At 43.4% G+C, this 20,896-nt stretch carries 17 protein-coding genes; 15 read left to right on the top strand and 2 right to left on the bottom strand.

The annotated features are described in order from the left end of the window. The 5 genes from SNAG_RS09330 (at position 1) to SNAG_RS09310 (ending at position 6,182) form a co-directional block, all read left to right on the top strand. Complete coding sequence (locus tag SNAG_RS09330) at positions 1-2,433, top strand: ATP-dependent Clp protease ATP-binding subunit (RefSeq protein WP_096408680.1); 2,433 nt, start codon at positions 1-3, stop codon at positions 2,431-2,433. A 145-nt stretch (positions 2,434-2,578) separates the two neighbouring features. Beyond that, entirely contained in the window at positions 2,579-3,637 is a 1,059-nt protein-coding gene (locus tag SNAG_RS09325) for an AAA family ATPase (protein WP_096408678.1), read from the top strand. Between the two features lie 9 nt (positions 3,638-3,646). Next, positions 3,647-4,426 carry a nicotinamide riboside transporter PnuC gene (gene pnuC / locus SNAG_RS09320; RefSeq protein WP_096408675.1) on the top strand — a complete coding sequence of 260 codons (780 nt, stop codon included), beginning with the start codon at positions 3,647-3,649 and terminating at the stop codon, positions 4,424-4,426. Position 4,427: 1 nt separating this feature from the next. Continuing rightward, positions 4,428-5,201 carry an NUDIX domain-containing protein gene (locus SNAG_RS09315; RefSeq protein WP_042767589.1) on the top strand — a complete coding sequence of 258 codons (774 nt, stop codon included), beginning with the start codon at positions 4,428-4,430 and terminating at the stop codon, positions 5,199-5,201. A 297-nt stretch (positions 5,202-5,498) separates the two neighbouring features. Next, positions 5,499-6,182, top strand: a complete 684-nt coding sequence (locus SNAG_RS09310) for a hypothetical protein (RefSeq protein ID WP_000730902.1) — start codon at positions 5,499-5,501, stop codon at positions 6,180-6,182. Between the two features lie 65 nt (positions 6,183-6,247). Here SNAG_RS09310 and dusB read toward each other — a convergent pair whose 3' ends face one another. Both dusB and hslO read right to left on the bottom strand, forming a co-directional pair. Continuing rightward, positions 6,248-7,228, bottom strand: a complete 981-nt coding sequence (dusB, locus tag SNAG_RS09305; RefSeq protein WP_000183317.1) for a tRNA dihydrouridine synthase DusB — start codon at positions 7,226-7,228, stop codon at positions 6,248-6,250. Beyond that, on the bottom strand, positions 7,215-8,087 hold the full coding sequence (gene hslO / locus SNAG_RS09300; RefSeq protein ID WP_096408673.1) for an Hsp33 family molecular chaperone HslO: 873 nt from the start codon (positions 8,085-8,087) through the stop codon (positions 7,215-7,217). Before hslO ends, dusB begins: the two co-directional genes overlap by 14 nt. Before the next feature lie 164 nt (positions 8,088-8,251). Between hslO and SNAG_RS09295 the strand changes: the two genes are divergently transcribed. From SNAG_RS09295 to nt5e, 10 genes are all read left to right on the top strand, one after another. Beyond that, complete coding sequence (locus tag SNAG_RS09295; protein ID WP_096408670.1) at positions 8,252-9,679, top strand: helix-turn-helix domain-containing protein; 1,428 nt, start codon at positions 8,252-8,254, stop codon at positions 9,677-9,679. A gap of 157 nt (positions 9,680-9,836) precedes the next feature. Then, a complete protein-coding gene (glpK, locus tag SNAG_RS09290; protein ID WP_061853297.1) occupies positions 9,837-11,345 on the top strand; it encodes a glycerol kinase GlpK in 1,509 nt (502 codons plus the stop codon). Positions 11,346-11,386: 41 nt separating this feature from the next. Continuing rightward, positions 11,387-13,213 (top strand): type 1 glycerol-3-phosphate oxidase, encoded by a 1,827-nt coding sequence (gene glpO, locus SNAG_RS09285; RefSeq protein ID WP_096408668.1) that lies wholly within the window; start codon positions 11,387-11,389, stop codon positions 13,211-13,213. A 70-nt stretch (positions 13,214-13,283) separates the two neighbouring features. Beyond that, positions 13,284-13,988, top strand: a complete 705-nt coding sequence (locus tag SNAG_RS09280; protein WP_096408665.1) for an MIP/aquaporin family protein — start codon at positions 13,284-13,286, stop codon at positions 13,986-13,988. A gap of 226 nt (positions 13,989-14,214) precedes the next feature. Further along, a complete protein-coding gene (locus SNAG_RS09275; protein WP_061407648.1) occupies positions 14,215-14,346 on the top strand; it encodes a teichoic acid D-Ala incorporation-associated protein DltX in 132 nt (43 codons plus the stop codon). Positions 14,347-14,366: 20 nt separating this feature from the next. After that, a complete protein-coding gene (dltA, locus tag SNAG_RS09270) occupies positions 14,367-15,917 on the top strand; it encodes a D-alanine--poly(phosphoribitol) ligase subunit DltA (RefSeq protein ID WP_096408662.1) in 1,551 nt (516 codons plus the stop codon). Further along, positions 15,914-17,158, top strand: coding sequence for a D-alanyl-lipoteichoic acid biosynthesis protein DltB (gene dltB / locus SNAG_RS09265; protein ID WP_096408660.1), 1,245 nt, complete (start codon positions 15,914-15,916; stop codon positions 17,156-17,158). Before dltA ends, dltB begins: the two co-directional genes overlap by 4 nt. 13 nt (positions 17,159-17,171) lie before the next feature. Continuing rightward, complete coding sequence (gene dltC / locus SNAG_RS09260; RefSeq protein WP_061853292.1) at positions 17,172-17,411, top strand: D-alanine--poly(phosphoribitol) ligase subunit DltC; 240 nt, start codon at positions 17,172-17,174, stop codon at positions 17,409-17,411. Next, positions 17,404-18,672, top strand: coding sequence for a D-alanyl-lipoteichoic acid biosynthesis protein DltD (dltD, locus tag SNAG_RS09255; protein ID WP_096408657.1), 1,269 nt, complete (start codon positions 17,404-17,406; stop codon positions 18,670-18,672). Before dltC ends, dltD begins: the two co-directional genes overlap by 8 nt. A gap of 140 nt (positions 18,673-18,812) precedes the next feature. Beyond that, positions 18,813-20,849, top strand: coding sequence for a cell surface ecto-5'-nucleotidase Nt5e (gene nt5e / locus SNAG_RS09250; RefSeq protein ID WP_096408655.1), 2,037 nt, complete (start codon positions 18,813-18,815; stop codon positions 20,847-20,849). Positions 20,850-20,896: the final 47 nt, after the last annotated feature.

Genomic DNA, 20,896 nt, shown 5'->3' with positions numbered 1-20,896 from the left:
ATGAACTATTCAAAAGCATTGAATGAATGTATCGAAAGTGCCTACATGGTTGCGAGCCATTTTGGAGCTCGATATCTAGAGTCTTGGCATTTATTGATTGCCATGTCCAATCACAGTTACAGTGTGGCAGGTGCGACTTTAAACGATTATCCTTATGAAATGGATCGTTTAGAAGAGGTTGCGTTGGAACTGACTGAAACCGACTATAGCCAAGATGAAACCTTTACGGAATTACCCTTTTCCCATCGTTTGGAGGTCCTCTTTGCGGAAGCAGAGTATGTAGCCTCAGTGGTCCACGCAAAGGTGCTAGGGACAGAGCATGTCCTCTATGCAATCTTGCATGACGGCAATGCCTTGGCAACTCGCATCTTGGAGAGAGCGGGCTTTTCTTATGAAGACCAGAAAGATCAGGTCAGAATTGCTGCTCTTCGTCGCAATCTAGAAGAACGTGCAGGATGGACAAGAGAAGATCTCAAGGCTTTGCGTCAACGTCATCGCACAGTAACTGACAAGCAAAATTCCATGGCCAATATGATGGGCATGCCTCAAGCTCAAAGTGGTGGTCTAGAGGACTACACGCATGACCTAACGGAGCAAGCGCGTTCTGGCAAGTTAGAGCCAGTTATAGGTCGAGACAAGGAAATCTCACGTATGATTCAGATTTTGAGTCGGAAGACCAAGAACAATCCGGTCTTGGTTGGAGATGCTGGTGTCGGGAAAACAGCTCTAGCCCTTGGCCTTGCCCAGCGTATTGCTAGTGGGGATGTACCTACGGAAATGGCCAAGATGCGCGTTTTGGAGCTTGATTTGATGAATGTTGTTGCGGGGACACGTTTCCGTGGAGATTTTGAAGAGCGCATGAACAATATCATCAAGGATATCGAGGAAGATGGTAAAGTAATCCTCTTTATTGATGAACTTCACACCATCATGGGTTCTGGTAGCGGTATTGATTCGACTCTAGATGCGGCCAATATCTTGAAGCCAGCCTTGGCACGTGGAACTTTGAGAACGGTTGGTGCAACTACTCAGGAAGAATACCAAAAACACATCGAAAAAGATGCTGCCCTTTCTCGTCGTTTTGCCAAAGTGACGATTGAAGAGCCAAGTTTAGCTGACAGCATGACCATTTTGCAAGGTTTGAAGGCTACCTATGAGAAACACCACCGTGTGCAAATCACAGATGAAGCTGTCGAAACAGCTGTTAAGATGGCACATCGTTACCTGACCAGTCGTCACTTGCCAGACTCTGCTATCGACCTCTTGGATGAGGCAGCAGCAACTGTGCAAAACAAATCCAAGCATGTGAGAATGGACGAATCCGACTTGAGTCCAGCTGACAAGGCCTTGATGGATGGCAAGTGGAAACAAGCAGGCCAGCTAATCGCAAAAGAGCAGGAAGTCCCTGTCTATAAAGACTTGGTGACAGAGACTGAAATCCTGACTACTTTGAGTCGCTTGTCAGGGATTCCAGTCCAAAAACTGACGCAAACGGATGCCAAGAAATATCTGAACTTGGAAGCTGAACTACACAAACGTGTCATCGGTCAAGATCAAGCTGTTTCAAGTATTAGCCGTGCTATTCGTCGCAATCAGTCAGGGATTCGCAGTCACAAGCGTCCGATTGGTTCCTTTATGTTCCTAGGGCCGACAGGAGTCGGAAAGACCGAATTGGCAAAGGCTTTGGCAGAAGTCTTCTTTGATGACGAATCAGCCCTTATCCGCTTTGATATGAGTGAGTATATGGAGAAATTCGCAGCTAGCCGTCTCAATGGAGCTCCTCCGGGCTATGTAGGCTACGAAGAAGGTGGGGAGTTGACAGAGAAGGTTCGCAACAAACCATACTCTGTTCTCCTCTTTGACGAGGTAGAGAAGGCCCACCCAGACATCTTTAATGTTCTCTTGCAGGTTCTGGACGACGGTGTCTTGACAGACAGCAAGGGGCGCAAGGTGGACTTTTCAAATACCATCATCATCATGACGTCAAACCTTGGTGCGACAGCCCTTCGTGATGACAAGACAGTCGGCTTTGGGGCCAAGGACATTCGTTTTGACCAGGAAAATATGGAAAAACGCATCTTCGAAGAGTTGAAAAAAGCTTATCGACCAGAGTTTATCAACCGTATTGATGAAAAGGTGGTCTTCCATAGCTTGGATAGTGAACACATGCAGGAAATTGTCAAGATCATGGTGAAACCATTGATTGCTAGCCTGGCAGAGAAGGGTATCGACTTGAAACTGCAAGCTTCGGCACTGAAGTTACTAGCTAGTCAAGGTTACAATCCAGAAATGGGAGCCCGTCCACTTCGCAGAACCCTGCAAACAGAAGTGGAAGACAAGCTAGCAGAACTCCTTCTCAAGGGAGAACTGGTAGCAGGCAAGACCCTCAAAATTGGTGTCAAAGCTGGACAATTGAAATTTGATATTGCTTAAAAATGGAGAATCAGGAGAAATCCTGATTCTTTTTTGCTACTTTTTTATAAAAAATGATAAAAAACTATTGACAAAACAAAAATATAGTATATAATAAAAACAAAGAAAATAAAAATATCAAAAACTATAAAAAGGTAAAATATTTATGAAAAAGAAAACAGCAGTGGTATTTGGAACCTTTGCCCCTCTTCATCAGGGTCATATTGATCTAATCCAGCGAGCGAAGCGTCAGTGTGACCAGGTCTGGGTAGTCGTTTCAGGCTATGAGGGAGACAGAGGTGAGCAGATAGGCTTAACTCTTCAAAAAAGATTTCGCTATATCAGAGAGGCTTTTTGTGACGATGAGTTGATCTCTGTCTGCAAGTTAGATGAAACCAAGCTTCCTCGTTACCCTATGGGCTGGCAGGAGTGGTTGGACCAGATGTTAGCGGAGATTTCCTATGATGAAGCCCAGCAAGAACTGATCTTTTTTGTGGGAGAACGTGACTACCAGCAAGAATTATCTAATCATGGCTTTGAGACCGTTTTGCAAGAAAGAAAGTTTGGTATCTCAGCGACTATGATTCGAGAAAATCCAAGCAAATATTGGAAATACATCGCTCAACCCTTCCGTCGTCAGTTTACCAAGAAAGTGTTGATTATGGGAAGTGCTAGTAATGGGAAGACCACTCTAGCCAAGGATTTGGCAAGGTATTACGATGCGCCCGTTAGTCTGGAATACGCGCGTGAGTACCAGATCAAAAACAATGTCCGCGACGATGAATTGACCCCAAAGGATTATTATTATCTCCTTTTAGGGCAGTATGACCAGACCTCCAAGTTAATCGATAGCAATGCCAATCGAGGTCTAGTGATAGCCGATACCAACTCCTTGGTAACCAAGGGCTACTATGACTATTACATGGAGACTGAGGACCAAGGGGATTTATCAGGAGAAACCTTTGACAATCTCTTTGTTTCAATCTTGGCTAAGGAAAAATGGGACTTGATTCTCTTTGTGCAACCTGTCGGATCCTATGTCAATGACGGGTTTAGAGATATGACCATGGCAGAAGACCATATTCGTCATAGTTTTTCCCAGCATCTGGATCAGATGAGAGAGCGATATTTAACCACCATTCCACTAGTTTATCTAGCTGAGGATTACCTAGGAAATTATGAAGCAGCCAAAGTGGCTATCGATACTATTTACCAAGCAGATTAGGAGAAAATGATGAAAACAGTAACTAAAAAAATCACACAATTTATCGAAAACTTTAAAAATGTCCATGCAGAAGCCCGCAAAATCGGTTTTGCAGGAATCATGCGTTTGCTCTGGAAAGATCTCTTTGTCGGCCGTAGTCTTTTCCAGTGGTTGTATCTCATCGCCTTGTCGAGTGTTCCCTTGATCTTAGAGTTCACACAAAATGCAGAAAGCCATGACTGGTTGAGCTTGTTTGCATCTTGGACTGGGATTGTCTGTGTTATCTTGGTAGCAGAAGGGCGTGCAAGCAATTATCTCTTTGGGGCTATTAACTCAGCTATTTATTTAATTTTGGCTATGAATGCGACTTTTTATGGCGAAGTCTTGACGACCGTTTACTTCTTTGTAATGCAGCCGATTGGTCTCTATGCTTGGTTGTCCAATCGTATCAACGACCAAGGAAAACCAGAAGAATCCCACTTTGAAGCTAAGAAATTATCTGTTCTTGACTGGCTCAAGTACTTAGCCTTGACTGCCATTATCTGGATTGGTATGGGCTTGGCTTATCAAAGTATCCATAGCGCTCGCCCTTTCCGTGATAGTGTTACCGATGCGACCAATGGTGTTGGTCAGCTCTTGATGACACGTCTTTACCGCGAGCAATGGATTTTCTGGATTGCAACCAATCTCTTTAGTATCTACCTCTGGTGGGGTGAAAATATCCACATTCAAGGAATGTACTGGGTTTACACACTGAACAGTCTAGTGGGATGGTACCAATGGACCAAGGCAGTTCGAAAGGAGGCTTAAAATGGTAGACACGAAGATTCCAGCGGGGATGACGGAAAAAGAATATTATGAAATTCATGCCAGTCAGGAGGAGTTTTTAGACTGGTACTACAGGCAGGAACTCCCTCAATATGAAAAACCAAGTGTGACAGTAGATATGGTGGCCTACTGCTTTGTCGAAGGAAAAATCAAGCTCTTACTGATCCGTCGCAAGGCCCACCCTTATCAAAACTGTTTGGCTCTGGTTGGAGGCTTTATGGACAAGGGAGAAGATGCTGCACATGCCTGTCAGCGCGAAGTGAGAGAAGAAGTCAATCTGGATCTTCCTTTGGAAAAAATCGAGCAATTGATGACCGTATCGACTCCTGGTCGTGATCCACGTGGCTGGACGGTGACCATTGCCCACTTGGTGTACCTGCCTAGTCGTGCCTTAGATCTCGTTCAGGCTGGAGATGATGCTAAGGATGTGGTTTTTGTAGATGTCGATTTTCAGACGGGCAAGTGCTTCCTAGAGGGAGTAGAGTTGGAGGAGAGAGCCTTCGCCTTTGACCATTATGCCATAATCCAAGAATCCATCAAACGAATCCAAGGCCGTCTCGATTGGAATCCGACCTTCCTTTATCTGCTGGAGGAGGAGTTTACGGTCTATGAAGGGACTGAACTGGTCAATCTCATCAACCCCGGTCGCCCCATCGTCAGCAATAACTTTCTCGTAAAATACGGAGAATATGTAGAAGAAGTCGGACTCAAGCGAGTGCCCAAAAAGAAACCAAGAAAAACCTATCGATTGAAATAAAAAGTGAGGTCGGGATAAAGTTCCCGACCTCTTTATGTACCATCATGAGATAGTTTTGTTGTTTCGATTGCTTTTATTTTAGAACAATGCAAGCGACTATATAAAGTAGGATGTAAAAAAATAGCTCTAATCTAGGAAATTTTCCTATTTTTTCGTTTTGATTACGAATAGAGATAGTAGAGAGAATAATTTTTAAAATAGTTTCTCTAAATAGTTGACAGATTCAAAGTCCAATGTTACAATTATATTACAAAAAGATTTCTTAACATTTCAAAAATGTTACAAAGGAGTAGAAAAATGAAAAAGAAAACCTATATCAAATTGATGGCAGCGACTGTATTGGCTTCTACGTTGCTACTGGGAGCTTGTGGAAATAAAAACGAAACCACTCAAACCAGCAGCTCTGCAAAGACAAGCCAATCATCAAGTTCTAAAGCAGCTTCTTCTAACAAAGAAAGCAAGACTCAAAAATCTTCAAGCTCAGCTTCATCTGAAAAAGCTCAAGCATCTTCTGATCAGTCTTCTACAACGGCAGATCAGTCACAAGCGAAACCAGCACCTGAATCAAGACAAGAACAAGCAACTCCTAGTCAACCAGCCCCTTCTCAGGCTCCGTCAACCCAGCAAGGTTCTCAAGCCCAGTCTAACCAGTCAAGCTATGATCCAACAACTGACCGCAAACTTCAAGACAAGCAAGCAGAACACAACAAACGCTACAAGGGAGTTTTAACCATGGTGGATGGTGACTTCTCAGCTGCAGCAGGCAACTGGAAGGGAGCGAATGGCGAAACCATTACAGTTTCATCAGGGGGGCAATTCACAGTAGAAACTGCAGATGGAAAGAAAGAAAACTATTCTATCAGAGGCTACTCTTACACTCTTGATGATGGCAAGTATAATGCCAAAATCGGTGGAGGAAAAATCATCCAAATTACAACAGGTGCGGATGGTAAAGTTTCCAGCGTTGCCTTGATTCAATAATAGTATCTAGGATTTCCTAGAATCTAAAAAAACCGTAAACTCCAAGCGAGTTACGGTTTTTTCTATTATGCTTTGTCTAATTGCAAGAGGGCTTCAATCTCTGCTAGGGTGCTAGCTTGCGAAATGGCTCCACGGAGTTTGGCAGCGCCAGATGTTCCACGGAGGTAATGAGGAGCGAGGCCACGGAATTCACGAACTGCGACGTTTTCTCCTTTGAGGTTAATCAAGCGTTTCAAGTGTTCGTAGGCAATTTTCATCTTGTCTTCAAAGGTCAAATCAGGGAGAATTTCTCCTGTTTCAAAGTAATGGTTGATTTGGTTGAAGAGGTAAGGATTTCCCATGGCAGCACGGCCAATCATGACTGCGTCAGCACCGACTTCTTCTATGCGTTGCTTGGCTTCTTGGACAGTACGGATATCACCGTTTGCGATGAAGGGAATCTTGGTCAAGGCTTGAGCGACCTTGTGAAGGGTCTCGAGGTCTGCGTGACCTGTATACATTTGTTCACGGGTACGGCCATGCATGGCGAGGGCAGAAACACCTGCTGCTTCAGCAGCGAGGGCATTTTCTACTGCAAGAGATGGGTCAGACCAGCCAGTGCGCATTTTGACGGTGAGGGGGATATCAAGGACAGATTGGACCTTGTTGATAATAGAGTAGATCTTATCTGGGTCCTTGAGCCACATAGCACCAGCTTCGTTCTTCACGATTTTGTTAACTGGGCAGCCCATGTTGATATCGACGATATCGGTCTTGGTGTTTTCTTGAATGAATTCTGCTGCGCGAGCGAGACTGTCTTCATCACTACCAAAAAGTTGGATAGAAACGGGATTCTCACCTTCATCGATATGAAGCATGTGCAGGGTTTTTTCGTTATTGTATTGGATTCCCTTATCAGAGACCATTTCCATAACAACGAGTCCAGCCCCGAGCTCTTTTGCGATGGTACGAAAGGCTGAGTTGGTGACACCAGCCATGGGTGCTAAAACGGTACGATTGGGAATCTCAACATTGCCAATCATAAAAGGTGTATTAAGATTTGTCACGAATGAGTTCCTCCAGGTCGTTTTCATCAAAGTTGTAAGTAGTTTGGCAGAATTGACAAGTGATTTCTGCCCCGTGGTCTTCCTCTTTCATTTCTTCAAGATCTGAATTTGGAAGGCTGGCAAGAGCGTTCATAAAACGGTCTTTGCTGCAGTCACATTGGAAACGAATTTCTTCTTCAGATAGGCGTTTGTAGGATTCGTCACCATAGATGGCCTTGAGAAGGGCTTCAATATGGTCATCGCTTTCCAGAAGGGTTGAGATGGCTGGCATTTCTTGGATGCGTTTCTCAAAGCGAGCAATCTCTTCTTCCTTGGCTCCTGGCAAGACTTGGAGAAGGAAGCCACCTGCGACTTTGACCTTGTCGTCTTTATCCAAAAGAACATTGAGGCCGACGGCTGAAGGCGTTTGTTGACTTTCAGTCAGGTAGTATGCCAAGTCTTCACCGATTTCCCCAGAGATGAGAGGTGTCATGGAGTTGTAAGGATTTCCAGTACCGTAGTCTGTGATAACGAGAAATTGACCATTGCCGACAAAAGGTCCAACAAGGACTTCACCCGTTGCAGTCTTTTTGATGTCAACACCTGGATTTTGAACGTAGCCTTTGACGTTACCCTTGGTATCTGCAACTGTGATAATGGCACCGAGAGAGCTCGTTCCCAGAACTTTAACTGTTAGTTTGGTATTTCCTTTTTCATTGGCTGCAAGAATTTGGCTAGCGATAAGGGTACGGCCAAGTGCGACAGTTGAACTGGCTTGAGTTTGATGTTTTTCTTGAGCAGTGCGGACAGTTTCCGTGCTATCAAGGACGAAAGCACGAAAAGAACCGCTTTCTGATATAGTTTTAATAATTTTATCCATAGCTACTATTTTAGCATAAAAATGCCCAAAGGGGGAGTCGTGTGTTTGCTGTTTCTGTGGAATAAGGACGAGGAAATCGGCTTTAAAATAAAATGAGAAACAGATTATTTCCGCATTTCTAAGATTTATGCTATTCTTGAAGAAGAAAATGAAAGGGGTAACAAATGTATTTAGGTGATTTGATGGAAAAAGCCGAATCTGGTCAATTTTTAGTCCTTTCCTTTCTGTTACAAGATTCGCAGACAACCGTCAAGGAAGCCATGGAAGAAACAGGCTTTTCAAAGGCGACTCTAACCAAGTACATCTCTCTGATTAACGAAAATGCCTTGGAAAGAGGGTTAGAGCTGACCATCCACTTGGATGATGAAAGTCTGCGTCTGTCTGTCGGTACTGCCACAAAGGGGAGAGAGATTCGGAGCTTGTTTTTAGACAATGCCATTAAGTACCAAATTTTGGTTTACCTTCTCTATCACCAACAGTTCCTAGCCCATCAACTGGCTCAAGAATTGATGATTAGCGAAGCCACGCTTGGTCGCCATTTGTCTAGCTTGAATCATATTTTGTCAGAGTTTGACTTATCCATCCAAAATGGTCGTTGGCGAGGTCCAGAGCATCAGATTCGTTACTTTTATTTCTGCCTTTTCCGCAAGGTCTGGTCCAGTCAGGAGTGGGAAAGTCATATGCAGAAAGCGGAGAGAAAGCAGGATATTGCTACCCTAGAAGAAATCTGCGGTGCTAGCTTGTCTTCGGGTCAGAAATTAGACTTGGTTCTCTGGACTCATATCAGTCAACAGCGTCTTCGAGTTAACGCCTGTCAATTTCAAGTCATAGAAGAAAAAATGCGAGGGTATTTTGACAATATTTTCTACCTTCGTCTACTTGGCAAGGCTTCTTCTTTTTTTGGTGGGCAGCACATTCCTCTAGGAACTGAGGATGGGGAGATGATGATTTTCTTCTCTTTCCTCTTGTCTCATCGCATTTTGCCCCTTCATACCATGGAGTACATCCTCGGTTTTGGGGGAGAACTTGCAGCTTTACTGACACAAATGATCCAGGAAATGAAGAAGGAGAAGTTGCTGGGGGACTACACAGAGGACCATATCACTTATGAACTGAGTCAGCTTTGTGGTCAAGTTTATCTCTATAAGGGCTATATCTTGCAAGATCGATACAAGTATCAGATTGAGCATCGGCACCCTTATTTGCTGATGGAGCATGACTTTCGAGATATTGCTCAGAAAATTTTCGCCTCCTTGCCAGCCTTTCATCAGGGGACGGATTTGGATAAGAAAATCCTCTGGGAATGGCTCCAGTTGATCGAGTATATGGCAGAAAATGGTGGTCAACATCTGAGAATAGGGCTAGATCTAACAGCAGGCTTCCTTGTTTTTTCGAGAATGTCAGCCCTTTTAAAACGATATTTGGAGTACAATCGCTTCATTAGCATCGAAGCCTATGACCGTACTCGTCATTATGACTTGCTGGTTACCAATAACCCTATCCATAAGAAAGAACAGACACCTATCTACTATTTGAAAAATGATTTGGATATGGAAGATTTGGCGAAGATTCGTCAGATGCTCTTTGCTTAAAAGGCCTGAATTTTCAGGTCTTTTTTTGTGAAATTCGCACAATCTCCTCACTTTTTTTAAAAATTTTAAAAAAATTGATAAACAAGAAAGCGCTTTATTTTGTATACTAGTTACTGTAAAGAGGAACCCCCTCAAGATTTTATCAGGAGGACAGCACATGTCACAAGAAAAATACATCATGGCTATTGACCAAGGAACGACCAGTTCTCGCGCCATCATTTTTAACAAAAAAGGAGAAAAGGTCAGCTCTAGTCAAAAAGAGTTCACTCAGATTTTCCCTCAAGCAGGTTGGGTTGAGCACAATGCCAATGAAATTTGGAACTCGGTTCAGTCAGTTATTGCGGGTGCCTTCATCGAAAGCGGTGTGAAACCAAACCAAATCGAGGCAATCGGGATTACCAACCAACGTGAAACAACTGTCGTCTGGGATAAGAAAACAGGGCTCCCTATCTACAATGCTATCGTTTGGCAATCACGCCAAACTGCTCCTTTGGCTGAGCAACTGAAAAGCCAAGGTTATGTGGAAAAATTCCATGAAAAGACTGGTTTGATTATTGACGCTTACTTCTCAGCGACTAAGGTTCGTTGGATTTTAGACCATGTAGAAGGTGCTCAAGAGCGAGCTGAAAAGGGTGAATTGCTCTTTGGTACCATTGATACTTGGCTGGTTTGGAAATTGACTGACGGCGCAGCTCACGTGACTGATTACTCCAACGCAGCCCGTACCATGCTCTACAACATCAAGGATCTTAAATGGGATGATGAGATTTTAGAAATCCTTAATATTCCTAAGGCTATGCTTCCAGAAGTTCGTTCTAACTCTGAAATCTATGGCAAGACAGCTCCATTCCATTTCTACGGTGGAGAAGTACCAATCTCTGGTATGGCTGGTGACCAACAAGCAGCCCTCTTTGGTCAGTTGGCTTTTGATCCTGGTATGGTTAAGAATACTTACGGAACTGGTTCCTTCATCATCATGAACACTGGTGAAGAGATGCAGTTGTCTGAGAACAACCTCTTGACAACGATTGGTTATGGAATTAACGGCAAGGTTTACTATGCCTTGGAAGGTTCTATCTTCATCGCAGGAAGTGCCATTCAGTGGCTTCGTGACGGTCTTCGCATGGTGGAAAACTCACCAGAGTCTGAAAAATATGCTCTCAATTCTCACAATAATGACGAAGTCTATGTCGTACCTGCCTTTACAGGTCTAGGGGCACCATACTGGAACCAAAACGCTCGAGGATCTGTCTTTGGCTTGACTCGTGGAACAACTAAAGAAGACTTTATCAAGGCGACTTTGCAATCCATCGCTTATCAAGTACGTGACATCATTGACACCATGCAAGTGGATGCGCAGACAGCGATCCAAGTCTTGAAGGTAGATGGTGGTGCAGCCATGAACAACTTCCTCATGCAGTTCCAAGCTGACATCTTGGGAATTGATATAGCACGCGCTAAAAACTTGGAAACAACTGCCCTAGGTGCAGCCTTCCTGGCAGGATTGTCAGTGGGCTACTGGAAGGACTTGGATGAGTTGAAACTCTTGAACGAGACAGGAGAACTCTTCGAACCATCGATGAACGAATCTCGTAAGGAACAACTCTATAAGGGCTGGAAGAAGGCTGTGAAAGCAACGCAAGTCTTTGCGGAAATCGATGACTAATACTGAAAGAATAAAGCGACTCAGTTAGAAAGTGTGTAAATATGGAATTTTCAAAGAAAACACGTGAATTGTCAATTAAAAAAATGCAGGAACGCACCTTGGATCTCTTGATTATTGGTGGAGGGATTACAGGAGCTGGTGTAGCTTTGCAGGCAGCAGCTAGTGGTCTTGACACTGGATTGATTGAAATGCAGGACTTCGCAGAAGGAACATCTAGTCGTTCAACAAAATTGGTCCACGGAGGTCTGCGTTACCTCAAACAATTCGACGTGGAAGTGGTATCAGATACAGTTTCTGAACGTGCAGTGGTTCAACAAATCGCTCCACATATTCCAAAACCAGATCCAATGCTCTTGCCAGTTTACGACGAAGATGGAGCGACCTTTAGCCTCTTCCGTCTTAAAGTAGCCATGGACTTGTACGACCTTTTGGCAGGTGTTAGCAATACGCCAGCTGCTAACAAGGTCTTGAGTAAGGAAGAAGTCTTGGAACGCCAGCCAAACTTGAAGAAAGAAGGCTTGGTAGGAGGTGGGGTTTACCTTGACTTCCGTAACAATGATGCGCGTCTCGTGATTGAAAACATCAAACGTGCCAACCAAGATGGTGCCCTCATTGCCAACCACGTTAAGGCAGAAGGTTTCCTCTTTGACGAAAGTGGCAAGATTACAGGTGTTGTAGCTCGTGATTTGTTGACAGACCAAGTCTTTGAGATCAAGGCTCGTCTGGTTATCAACACGACAGGTCCATGGAGCGACAAGGTACGCAATCTGTCTAATAAGGGAACGCAATTCTCACAAATGCGTCCAACCAAGGGAGTTCACTTGGTAGTGGATTCAAGTAAGATCAAGGTTTCACAGCCAGTTTACTTTGACACAGGTTTGGGAGATGGTCGTATGGTCTTTGTTCTCCCACGTGAAAACAAGACCTACTTTGGTACAACCGATACAGACTACACAGGTGATTTGGAACATCCAAAAGTGACGCAGGAAGATGTAGATTATCTACTTGGCATTGTCAACAACCGCTTCCCAGAAGCAAACATCACCATTGATGATATCGAAAGTAGCTGGGCTGGTCTTCGTCCATTGATCGCAGGCAATAGCGCTTCTGACTACAATGGCGGAAATAACGGTACCATTAGCGACGAAAGCTTCAATAGCTTGATTGCGACTGTCGAGGCTTATCTATCGAAAGAAAAAACGCGTGAAGATGTTGAATCTGCTGTTAGCAAGCTTGAAAGCAGCACATCTGAGAAACATTTGGACCCATCTGCAGTTTCTCGTGGTTCGAGCTTGGACCGTGATGACAATGGCCTCTTGACCCTTGCTGGTGGTAAAATCACAGACTACCGTAAGATGGCTGAAGGGGCTATGGAGCGCGTGGTTGACATCCTCAAAGCAGAATTTGACCGTAGCTTTAAACTCATCAACTCGAAAACTTATCCTGTTTCAGGTGGAGAATTGAACCCAGCAAATGTGGACTCAGAAATTGAAGCCTTTGCTCAACTTGGAGTGTCACGTGGCTTGGATAGCAAGGAAGCTCACTATCTCGCAAATCTATACGGTTCAAATGCACCGAAGGTCTTTGCCCTTGCTCACAGCTTGGAACAAGCGGCAGGACTCAGCTTGGCAGATACCTTGTCCCTTCACTATGCAATGCGCAATGAGTTGGCTCTGAGCCCAGTTGACTTCCTCCTTCGCCGTACCAACCACATGCTCTTTATGCGTGATAGTTTGGATAGCATTGTGGAGCCAGTTCTGGATGAAATGGGACGATTCTATGACTGGTCAGAAGAAGAAAAAGCAGCCTACCGTGCGGATGTTGAAGCAGCTCTTGCTCAAAATGATCTAGTGGCATTAAAAAATTAAGAAAAACTAGAAGAGAGGGAGGTAGGCCTTCCTTGCCTTCTCTTTCCTTCTTTTAAATGGAGACAACGATATGATGAAAGAATTATTTGGAGAATTTTTGGGGACTTTGATCCTTATCCTCCTAGGAAATGGTGTTGTAGCAGGTGTGGTTCTTCCTAAAACCAAGAGTAACAATTCAGGGTGGATCGTCATCACGATGGGATGGGGGATCGCCGTTGCGGTTGCCGTCTTTGTATCTGGCAAACTTAGTCCTGCACACTTAAACCCAGCTGTGACGCTTGGTGTAGCCTTAAAAGGTGACTTGCCTTGGGCTTCAGTATTCCCATATATCCTAGCTCAGTTCGCTGGAGCGATGCTTGCTCAAATTTTAGTTTGGTTGCAATTCAAACCACACTATGATGCAGAAGAAAATGCAGGCAATATCCTAGCGACCTTTAGTACTGGACCAGCAATCAAGAACACAGTATCCAACTTGGTTAGCGAAATCCTTGGAACTTTTGTTTTGCTCTTGACAATCTTTGCCTTGGGGCTCTATGACCTTCAGGCAGGATTAGGGACCTTTGCAGTGGGGACCTTGATTGTCGGTATCGGTCTTTCACTAGGTGGGACAACTGGTTATGCCTTGAACCCAGCTCGTGACCTCGGTCCTCGCATCATGCACAGTATCCTTCCGATTTCAAATAAGGGAGACGGAGACTGGTCTTATGCTTGGATTCCTGTTGTAGGACCTGTTATCGGTGCAGCCTTGGCAGTCCTCGTATTTTCACTTTTCTAAGATAAAAGAGCTTTTTGCAACAGAGTTTGAGATGGGAGTCTCAGGCTCTTTTTTGATGGCCAAAACATTAATATCTTAACTTGTCTTAAAATAAGCTAAAACCAACTTTTAAGTGACGGTAAACAGTTGAAAATTAGCATCATAAAGTGGTAAAATGGTAAAAAGATAAGATAGTAAGTGCTTATTTGCACAATATTCCTGAAAGTTTACAGAAAAGAAGTCGAATATGAAAAAAAAGAGAACATTTTATATTTTTTGGGCTCAAACATTCCTGTATTTTGTTATTTTACTAGGCTTGCTATATTTTTTTAGTTACCTTGGACAGGGACAAGGCGGCTTTATCTATAATGAATTTTAATTCAAAGGAGAAAATCTATTGTGTCAAATAAACCAATAGTTGATATGATTGAAACGATTGAGCGCTTTGCTCAGACACAAGCTAGTTATCCTGTTTACAATGTTTTGGGGCAAGAGCATACTTATGGTGATCTGAAGGCTGATTCGGATAGTTTGGCTGCAACCATTGATCAGTTGAATTTGCCAGAAAAATCTCCTGTTGTTGTCTATGGCGGGCAGGAGTATGAGATGTTGGCTACCTTTGTGGCCCTAACCAAGTCAGGTCATGCCTATATTCCCATCGATAGCCATTCAGCCTTAGAACGGGTAGCTGCTATCGTAGAAGTAGCAGAACCGAGCTTGATTATTGCTATCTCAGATTTTCCATTAGAGCAGACAAGTATACCAACACTGAATTTAGAGCAAGTCCATGAAGCCTTTTCTCGACGTTCCAGCTATACCATCACGCATCCAGTAAAAGGAGATGACAACTACTACATCATCTTTACATCTGGGACGACTGGTAAGCCAAAAGGAGTGCAGATTTCCCATGACAATCTCCTCAGCTTTACCAACTGGATGATTACAGATAAAGAGTTTGAGACGCCGAGTCGTCCGCAAATGCTGGCCCAGCCGCCTTATTCTTTTGACCTGTCTGTTATGTACTGGGCACCAACCTTGGCACTAGGTGGTACACTTTTCGCTCTTCCTTCAGCCATTACTCAGGACTTCAAAAAACTCTTTGCGACCATCTTTTCCTTGCCCATCGCTATCTGGACTTCGACGCCTTCCTTTGCAGATATGGCTATGTTGTCAGAAGACTTTAATAGTGAGAAAATGCCAGGAATCACGCATTTCTACTTTGATGGGGAAGAATTAACTGTCAAAACAGCGCAAAAACTGCGTGAGCGTTTCCCAAATGCCCGTATCATCAATGCCTACGGACCAACAGAAGCGACAGTAGCCCTATCAGCAGTTGCCGTGACAGATGAGATGTTGGCGACTCTCAAACGCCTGCCAATCGGCTATACCAAGGCGGATTCTCCGACCTTTATCCTTGATGAGGAAGGTAAGAAAGTTCCAAATGGTGAGCAGGGAGAAATCATCATTTCTGGACCAGCTGTTTCAAAAGGCTATATAAACAATCCTGAAAAAACGGCAGAGGCCTTCTTTGAGTTCGAAGGACTTCCAGCCTACCACACAGGAGATGTGGGAACTATGACAGATGAGGGCTTGCTTCTCTACGGTGGACGGATGGACTTCCAGATTAAGTTTAATGGTTATCGTATTGAGCTTGAAGATGTTTCACAAAATCTTAATAAATCAAAATATATTGATTCGGCAGTTGCTGTCCCACGTTATAACAAGGACCACAAGGTACAGAATCTACTGGCCTATGTGATTCTAAAGGACGGTGTCCGTCAGCAGTTTGAACGTGATATCGATATTACCAAGGCTATCAAGGAAGACTTGGCTGATATCATGATGTCCTATATGATGCCGTCTAAATTCCTATACCGAGACAGCCTACCGCTGACTCCTAATGGGAAAATTGACATCAAGGGCTTGATTAACGAGGTAAACAATAGATGATGGAATTTTTCAAACAGTTTCCTCATTTGGAACCTTATGGGAATCCACAGTATTTTCTATACATCATCGGTGCGACCTTGCCCATCTTTATCGGCCTCTTTTTCAAGAAACGTTTTGCCTTGTATGAGGTGCTGGTTAGTCTCTTCTTTATCCTAGCCATGTTGACAGGTGGGAAGACTGATCAAATAAGTGCTCTCCTTCTTTATGTCGTTTGGCAATTGCTACTTGTTTTTTCCTACAAAAGATACAGAAAAAAGCGGGATAGTCAGTGGGTCTTTTATCTGGTTAGCTTTTTATCTCTATTGCCGATTATCTTTGTGAAAGTAGCTCCTGCTATTCATGCTCCCCAGTCCTTGCTTGGCTTTTTGGGAATCTCTTACCTGACCTTTCGTTCGGTTGGGATGATCATTGAGCTGAGAGATGGGGTGATTAGGGATTTCACCTTGTGGGAATTTCTCCGATTTCTCCTCTTCATGCCGACTTTCTCGAGTGGTCCTATCGATCGCTTTAAACGTTTCAATGAAAATTACGAGACCATTCCTGAGCGAGAAGAGTTGATGGATATGCTAGAAGAGGCTGTCAAGTATATCATGCTAGGCTTTCTCTACAAGTTTATCTTGGCCCATATTCTAGGAGAGATTTTGCTACCTCCTTTAAAGAACTTGGCCCTGCAGACTGGTGGCTTCTTTAACCATTATGCCCTAGCGGTCATGTACACCTTTGGTTTGGAATTGTTCTTTGATTTTGCAGGCTATTCTATGTTTGCCTTAGCCATTTCAAACTTAATGGGGATTCGTAGCCCTATCAACTTTAACAAGCCCTTTTTGTCAAGGGATTTAAAGGAGTTTTGGAATCGTTGGCACATGAGCCTGTCTTTTTGGTTCCGTGACTTTGTCTTTATGCGGATGGTGATGGTGTTGACCAGAAAGAAGGTCTTTAAGAATCGCAATGTGACTTCAAGTGTCGCCTATATTGTAAATATGCTGATTATGGGATTTTGGCACGGAGTGACCTGGTACTACATCGCCTACGGACTCTTTCATGGGATTGGACTGGTCATCAATGACGCTTGGGTTCGCAAGAAAAAAGCACTCAATAAAGAACGCAAAAAAGCTGGGAAGGCTGCCTTACCTGACAATCGCTGGATTCAGTTGCTTGGCATGGTTGTTACCTTCCATGTCGTCATGTTTTCATTCTTGATCTTTTCTGGATTCTTGAATGATTTGTGGTTTAAAAAATAAAAGGAAATAAAATATGGATATCAAATCAGAAGTTATCGAAATTATTGATGAGTTGTTTATGGAAGATGTTTCTGACATGATGGATGAGGACCTCTTTGATGCAGGTGTCTTGGATAGCATGGGAACGGTTGAATTGATTGTTGAGATTGAAAATCGTTTTGACATTCGTGTCCCAGTGACGGAGTTCGGTCGCGACGACTGGAATACAGCCAATAAAATCGTAGCAGGCATTAGGGAGTTGCAGAATGCTTAAGCGTTTGTGGTTAATCTTTGGCCCTCTGCTTCTTGCTAGTTTTCTTGTTTTCTTACTAATCTTTTTCTATCCAAACAATCCGAGTCATAATTTGACTGAAGAAAAATATTCTGCAGCAGCGATTAGTTCGGAGAGCTTTAAAGAGAGAAGTCAAAAAGTGAGAGCCTTTACGGAACCAAATATGCGCTTTATTCCCTTTTTTGGCTCAAGTGAGTGGATTCGTTTTGATAGTATGCATCCTGCGGTCTTGGCGGAGAAATATAGTCGCCCCTACCGGCCCTATTTTTTGGGACAAGCAGGAGCGGCCTCGCTTAACCAGTATTTCGGTATGCAGCAAATCTTACCAGAAATCGAGGAAAAACAGGCGGTATTTGTCATTTCCCCTCAGTGGTTTACAGAGGAGGACTATGAGCCAGCCTTCTTCCAAAATTACTTTAACAACGATCAGTTGACAGCCTTTCTAGAAAATCAATCGGGAGATATTGCAGCCAAACATGCGGCTAAACGTCTCTTAAAGCAAAATCCAGGAGTCTCTATGAAGGGTATCGTTGAGAAGTTGTCAAAGGGTGAGGAATTATCAGAGGTTGATCGTGCTATTATCAAGGCTTTTGCGCGTTTTAATGAGCGTCAGGCTTCACTATTTGGACAATTTTCCATTCGAGGAAAACTCAAGTACAAGGAACATGTGGAGAACTATTTAAAAGATCTTCCGGATCAATTTTCTTATGAGGAGTTAGAAAAAATTGCTCGAAAGGATGCAGAAGCCAATACCAATAATAACGATATGGGAATTGAAAATCAATTTTATAAGACTCAGGTGAAAGACTACCTCGAGAAGTATAAGGGCTATCAAAAAAATTACAATTTCCTCAAGTCGTCTGAATACAATGATTTGCAGTTGGTTCTCAATCAATTTGCCAAATCAAAGGTCAATGTCCTTTTTGTGATCCAGCCTGTCAATAAAAAATGGATGACCCATACAGGGCTCAGCGAGGAAATGTACCAACATGCTGTTGAAAAAATTCGTTACCAGTTAGAAAGTCAAGGTTTCACCAACATTGCTGACTTTTCTAAAAAAGGTGGAGATCCCTACTTTGTCAAGGATACGATTCACATTGGTTGGTTGGGTTGGCTAGCTTTTGATAAGGTTGTCAATCCCTTCTTAACGGATCCGACCCCAGCTCCAGACTATAAAATGAATGACCGCTTCTTCAGCAAGGACTGGGCGACCTATGATGGAAAAATCAAAGATTTTCAATAGATTAAGAAAAAACTTGAACTTTTTGGTTCAGGTTTTTTGTTAAATAGCGAATATTTGAGAGAGAAATAGGTCAAAAGTTTAAATTTTTTCAGAAATAGCGTATAATGTAATAGAAAAGAAGAAAAGAAAGGGATTTTAAAATGAACAAACGTTCTTTGTTACCTGTCTTGTCGACAGCCCTGTTAGCTCCAGCCTTCTTAGCTGGACAAGTCTATGCTGAAGAAGCAACTGCCCCTGCAGAAAGCCCTGCAGTTGTAGCAAATTCAGCAACTTCAGAAACTCCTGTAGCTCCAACAACTGAGGCGGCAACTCCCACAAGTGCTGAATCGGCGGAAGTAAAGGAAGCTCCTGTTGAATCTCCTAAAAGCGAAGAAAAAGATACCGTTATCTTGCACACCAATGATGTCCACGGTCGTATCGTAGAGGAAAAGGGAGTTATTGGAGATGCCAAGCTAGCGACTGTCATCGAGCAGGAACGCGCGAAATCAAATCAAACGACTCTCGTCGTAGATGCGGGAGACGCCTTCCAAGGCTTACCGATTTCCAACTCTACAAAGGGTGAAGCACGCGCCGAAATTCTCAATCAGATGCAGTATGATGCCATGGCAGTAGGAAACCATGAGTTTGACTTTGGTTTAGACGAAGCTAAAAAATACAAGGAAATCTTAAAATTCCCATTACTTAGTTCAAATACCTACGTCAATGGTGCTCGTCTTTTTGAAGCTTCTACAATCGTTGATAAAGATAAGACTGTGGAAGGTGATGAGTTTGTTGTAATCGGTGTGACAACACCTGAAACAGCTACCAAAACTCACCCTAAAAATGTCAAAGGGGTAACCTTTACAGATCCAATCTCTGAAGTCAATAAGGTCATCGAAGAAGTTCAAGCCAAGGCTCGTGCAGAAGGTAAGGACTACAAACACTATGTTGTGCTGGCTCACTTGGGTGTGGATACTACAACTCCAGTCGAATGGCGTGGTTCAACTTTGGCAGAAGCCTTGTCTAAAAATCCTCGTTTGAAAGGGAAACGCGTAACAGTAATCGACGGTCACTCTCATACAGTAGAATCAACGACTTATGGAGACAATGTTACCTATAACCAGACAGGAAGCTACCTTCATAATGTAGGGAAAATCACCTACAAATCACGTCAGCTTTTGGGCAATCCAACTCAGATTCCGGCTGCTGATGCTAAAAAATTACCAGCCAATCCAACAGTTGAAAAACTAGTCAAAGACATTAAACAAAAATACGATGCTGAAAATGCTGTTGAAGTCGTTTCAAACAGCCCTGTAGAACTCAACGGAGATCGTGAGAATGTTCGGGTTCGTGAAACCAACCTCGGAAACGTCGTAGCGGACTCCCTCTATCAGTATGGTCAAACAGGATTTAGCCATCCTACTGACATCGCTGTGACAAATGGTGGTGGCTTGCGTGAAACTATTGCAAAAGGCAAACCGATCACTAAAGGAAATGTCATTGCTGTTCTTCCATTTGGAAATACCATCTCACAAATCCAAGTGACTGGGCAACAAGTATTGGATATGTTTGAAAAGTCACTCGGATCTATCTTGCAGGTCGATAAGGATGGCAAGAAGGTCTTGGATGAGAACGGGCAACCATTGCTAGAACCAAGTGGTGGCTTCTTGCAAGTTTCAGGTGTGAAGGTTTACTATGATACCAATCTACCATCAGGTAAACGTGTCTTGGCCATCCAGGTCAAAAACCGCACGACTGGTCGTTATGATCTCCTAGACCTCGCAAAAATTTACTACCTTGCAACCAATGATTTCCTAGCTGCGGGTGGCGATGGCTACACGATGTTAGGTGGCGCGCGTGAAGAAGGCCCATCTATGGATGCAGCTTTTGAAGAGTATCTGAAAACCGCTGATTTGACCCAGTATGAAAAGATCAATCCGAACTCACGGACGATTTCTGTGGATTCTAAAAACTTTAGTCTACCAGTAGAAACTCCTCAAACGAATGCAGCTGCTAGCGATGCGACTACGAATGTACCACTTACTTATGAGGTGGCAGGTCAATTTAGCAAGAAGGCAGTTGTCTCAGAAAAAGCTCTTCCAAATACAGGAAGTGAACAATCCATCTTCTTGCTCTTGATGGGAATGGTAGCTGGTCTGGCAGGTATCTTATCGAGCCGAAAACCAAAGCTAAAATAGGTTAAATTTCACATCTAGAAGAGTTTAGGGAAACGTTTTTACGCCTT

Source organism: Streptococcus sp. NPS 308, assembly GCF_002355895.1.
In the GTDB taxonomy this organism is placed as follows: Bacteria; Bacillota; Bacilli; order Lactobacillales; family Streptococcaceae; genus Streptococcus.
This window is presented reverse-complemented; position numbering and strand designations above follow the sequence as displayed.